The 4,228-nt window shown below is 49.3% G+C and carries 3 protein-coding genes; 2 read left to right on the top strand and 1 reads right to left on the bottom strand.

The features are described from left to right. The first annotated feature begins 360 nt into the window (after positions 1 to 360). Positions 361 to 909 carry a TlpA family protein disulfide reductase gene (locus tag AC1DWB_RS31630; RefSeq protein ID WP_477545069.1) on the top strand — a complete coding sequence of 183 codons (549 nt, stop codon included), beginning with the start codon at positions 361 to 363 and terminating at the stop codon, positions 907 to 909. Between the two features lie 70 nt (positions 910 to 979). Here the strand turns inward: AC1DWB_RS31630 and cimA are convergent, their stop codons facing one another. Next, complete coding sequence (gene cimA, locus AC1DWB_RS31625) at positions 980 to 2,596, bottom strand: citramalate synthase (protein ID WP_477545068.1); 1,617 nt, start codon at positions 2,594 to 2,596, stop codon at positions 980 to 982. 232 nt (positions 2,597 to 2,828) lie between these two features. Here cimA and AC1DWB_RS31620 point away from each other — a divergent pair, with 232 nt between their 5' ends. Beyond that, positions 2,829 to 4,136, top strand: coding sequence for a DNA polymerase IV (locus AC1DWB_RS31620; protein ID WP_477545067.1), 1,308 nt, complete (start codon positions 2,829 to 2,831; stop codon positions 4,134 to 4,136). The last annotated feature ends 92 nt before the right edge of the window (positions 4,137 to 4,228 follow it).

The following is a 4,228-nucleotide window of genomic DNA, read 5'->3' as shown; positions in this document are numbered from 1 at the left end:
GGGCAAGAGCAAAGCGATGCGTTTTGATACGCCCGCTGTCAGGGCTGTAAGCCGAAAAAAGTGGCTGTCGATTAACTGTGGACACGAGGAGTGGAAAGTGAAATAGAGGACCCCGGCGAGTTTTGGCTTGACCCTCCATACCACTTAATCCCTTATACAATCAGGGAGGTTCAAACAAGATGTTTGAGCTAAAAGGGGTCCTTTTTCACTTGGAACGGCCGTGTTTTGCTTCTATCAACAGTTAATCGGCAGCCGAAAAAATCGTCTTACAGGCTAAGTTGCGGCCACTAGTTGGGCTGTATGCGCCTTACTGTGTGCGAATTTGCCACTTACAATCATATATAAAGGATGAGCAGACATATGAAGAACAAAAGGAACTTGATCGTAATTGCATTGGTATTGGTACTGGCGGGGTTTGCGATATATCAGAATATGGCTGTGGCGGACAAGGAAGTCTCACTCCCGAGTGAGACGGCACCGAAGCCGAATTACTTGGCTCCTTCGTTTTCTCTTGCGGGATTGGACGGGCAATCATACGAGGTTGGAGGTGCGCGCAATAAAGTGCTGCTCATCAACTTTTGGGCGTCCTGGTGTGGGCCGTGTGAGGTGGAAGCGCCTGATTTGAAGAGACTGGCGGATAAATATAAAGATAGTTTGGACGTCTATGCCGTCAATGTAACCGCACAGGATCGAATGGACAATGTGAAGTCGTTCGTCAAGTTCCATCAGTTCGACTTCCCGGTACTGCTTGATACAGATGGTGCAGCTGCAGATGTGTACCGCATCCGCGGGTTGCCGACGACATTTCTTGTGAATCCCGAAGGAGTCATCACCGATGCGTTCAACTTGTTGAATCCGGATGAGCTGGAGAAACGCATCAAGGAGCTCGTGAAGAAGCTGGAAGGGTAATCCAACACAAAACCACCGATTTGGGCTGCTGTGGGCAACTCGATCGGTGGTTTTGTTATGCAAGTTATGATTAATGGTTGATGATGCCGACTGTCTCTTCTGGTTTCGTATCGCCTTCAACGTGAATCTTACCGATCAGGGAATATTGAATACTATCTACAAGCGCTTCCCAGCTCGCTTCGATGACGTTCTCGGAAACCCCGACGGTGTTCCATGTGTTCTTGAAGTCAGTCGTCTCGATCAACACCCGAACTTTGGCTGCCGTAGCATCCTTCTCATCAAGCACCCGAACTTTGTAGTCAGTAAGGTGCATTTGCTTAATATCCGGATAAAATTGGACTAATGCCTTACGTAGTGCGTTGTCAAGCGCATTGACGGGACCGTTCCCTTCAGCTGCCGTGTATACCGTTTCGCCATGAACCTTCAGCTTGACAATCGCTTCCGAAGCGACCGCATTACCAGCAGATTTCTCTACCAGGAGTTTGAATGATTCCACGGTGAATGCTTCCTTAATATCTTCGAATGCTCGGCGTAGCAGGAGCTCTAATGAGGCATCTGCACCTTCGAACTGATAACCGCGATGTTCCAGCTCCTTGATTTTCTCGATGATGTCACGTGTCTGCGTATGCTGCTTGTTCAGATCGAGGTTCAACTCTTGAGCCTTAACCATCAAGTTGCTCTGACCAGCCAATTCTGAAACCAAGACACGTTGCTTATTCCCTACAAGCTCAGGTGTGATGTGCTCGTAAGTCTTAGGGTGCTTCAAGATGGCGGAGACATGAATACCGCCCTTATGGGCAAAAGCTGCCGCACCTACGAAAGGTTGGTTCACCGGCATATTGACGTTGGCAATTTCGCTTACGTAACGCGCAACGGAAGTCAGGTTCTGCAATTGTTCGGAAGTGATGCAGCTGTAATTTAGCTTCAATTGCAGATTCGGAATGACCGAGCAGAGGTTGGCATTGCCACAGCGCTCGCCGAAGCCGTTGATCGTCCCTTGTACTTGTCTCGCACCAGCTTGTACCGCTGCGATACTGTTGGCAACCCCGAGCTCGCAATCGTTGTGAGCGTGAATACCGATTGGTGCCTTCACGCGCTGGGTTACGTTCGATACGATCTCGGACACTTCTCCCGGCAAGGAGCCGCCATTCGTGTCGCACAGAACGATCCAATCTGCCCCAGCCTCTTCTGCTTTCTGAATCGTTTGTAAGGCATAATCTGCATTGTTCTTGTAGCCGTCGAAGAAATGCTCACCCAAGTAGATAACTTCCATCCCTTTGCTTTTCAAATATCGGACGGAGTCATAGATCATCGCAAGGTTTTCTTCCAATGTAGTTTGAATCGCAGTGTGCACGTGAAAATCCCATGATTTCCCGAATATGGACGCTACGCTCACACCAGCTTCGACCAATCGATTCAAGTTCATATCGGACTCCGCCTTGGAATCCTTGCGACGTGTACTGCCGAACGCTGTAATCTTCGCATGGACGAGCTTCAGTTCCTTGGCGCGATGAAAAAACTCAATGTCCTTGCTGTTGCTTCCTGGCCATCCGCCTTCAATATAATGGACGCCCAACTGATCGAGCTTCTGGGCGATTTTTAACTTGTCATCTACGGATAAGCTGATTCCTTCGCCTTGCGTTCCGTCCCGCAAGGTGGTGTCGAATATACTGACTAAGCTTGACATAGGGCTTCCTCCTCAAACATTCATCCTTCAATTATAACATTTTTCGGCTCATTTGTTGACTATAATTTCGTCGATCCCACTCCATTCCAGAAGCTGTTTTACCGACGTTCTGACTTGACCGGTCTGAAGCGGAACGGTATGCTGATGTTGTACAATCTGCATGATCCGAGGCTACTGTGTGAAGTCGAAGGCTTGGACATGAAAACCAGCTATGGAGGTCATTTCAATCGGTATGAACAACCGGAATGAACATTACCCTAAGAATGGCCGGGTCATCCTTCATATAGATATGAATGCTTTTTATTGCTCTGTACATGAAGCTGTTGAACCGGACCTGTACAAAGGTAAGGCCATTGCGGTATCAGGCAGTGTCGAGCTTCGCAAGGGGATCATCGTTACTTCTTCTTATGCAGCTAGGGCGAAAGGCGTTAAGACGGGCATGCAAGTCAGGCAAGCGCTTAAGTTGATCCCGAATCTGATTCTGCTCCAGCCGGATTTCGACCTTTATCGTCAGTTTTCCCGACGGTTTATGAACATAGCATACGAGTATTCTCCGCTGATGCAGGCCATGTCGATCGACGAATGCTTCGTGGATATCACAGGCTCCAGTCAATTCGGCACGCCTCTTGAGATCGCATCACGGATCCAATTCCGGATCATGGAAGAGCTCCATCTCCCGTGTTCGATCGGTGTGGCGCCTAATAAGCTGCTCGCCAAGATGGCTTCTGATATGAAAAAGCCGAATGGTCTTACTGTGCTACGCAAACGGGATGTTCCTCAGTTACTGTGGGACCAGCCTTGCTCCTACATGTACGGAATCGGCAGTCGAACTGCCGAGAAGCTGGCGAAGTTGAACATTCGCACGATTGGGGAACTGGCGGCCTACGACGAATCGTTCCTCATTCGCGAGTTCGGAGTGAACGGATCGTGGCTGAAGCAGGCGGCGAACGGTATCGATGAGTCACCAGTGTTGGAAGACCGCGAGCCGAGCAAGTCGATCGGACATACGACGACATTGCCACATAACGTGACGTCATTCTCTGATGTATCCCGGGTATTCTTGAATTTGGCTGATCAAGTCGCACGACGACTTAGGCGGCAGCATATGGTAACGAGTACGATTCAAATCACGATTCGGGATCCATCGATGAAGACGATTACCCGTTCTTTCACAATGTCGACCCCGACCGAGAACGCCGATGATATTCATAAGACGTCTTGCAGCTTGTTCGTGAAGCACTGGAAGGATGACAAGCCGGTGCGCTTGCTAGGCATTACACTGCAAAGCCTGCAGCCGAAGCAATCGGCTGCCATACAGCTGGATTTGTTCGATTATAAGGAACATCCGCGCAAGGAACAGCTGAATCAGGCGATGGATCGGATTCGGGATAAATATGGGGAGAGCGCCATCCTGACGGCAGGCATGCTAGGAGATGATCCATCTTCCTTAATTCGTAACCATAAAGTACGAGGAACCTCCCTGCAGATGGATCATTTTCGTATGCCTCAGGAGGATGGTGAGAATAACAATGAACAGTAATAGGATGACTAAGAAGAAACCTGCCCTCATCGGATTCGTGGGGTATTCCAACAGCGGGAAGACTACATTAGCGATTGAGGTTGTGCGTAGAC

Source organism: Paenibacillus sp. P4_E11, from assembly GCF_056401635.1.
This window is presented reverse-complemented; position numbering and strand designations above follow the sequence as displayed.

Bases quoted from the DNA above. Each gene is read 5' to 3' on its own strand.
- AC1DWB_RS31630 (WP_477545069.1), top strand. From the start codon at position 361: ATGAAGAACAAAAGGAACTTGATCGTAATTGCATTGGTATTGGTACTG.
- cimA (WP_477545068.1), bottom strand. From the start codon at position 2,596: ATGTCAAGCTTAGTCAGTATATTCGACACCACCTTGCGGGACGGAACG.
- AC1DWB_RS31620 (WP_477545067.1), top strand. From the start codon at position 2,829: ATGAACAACCGGAATGAACATTACCCTAAGAATGGCCGGGTCATCCTT.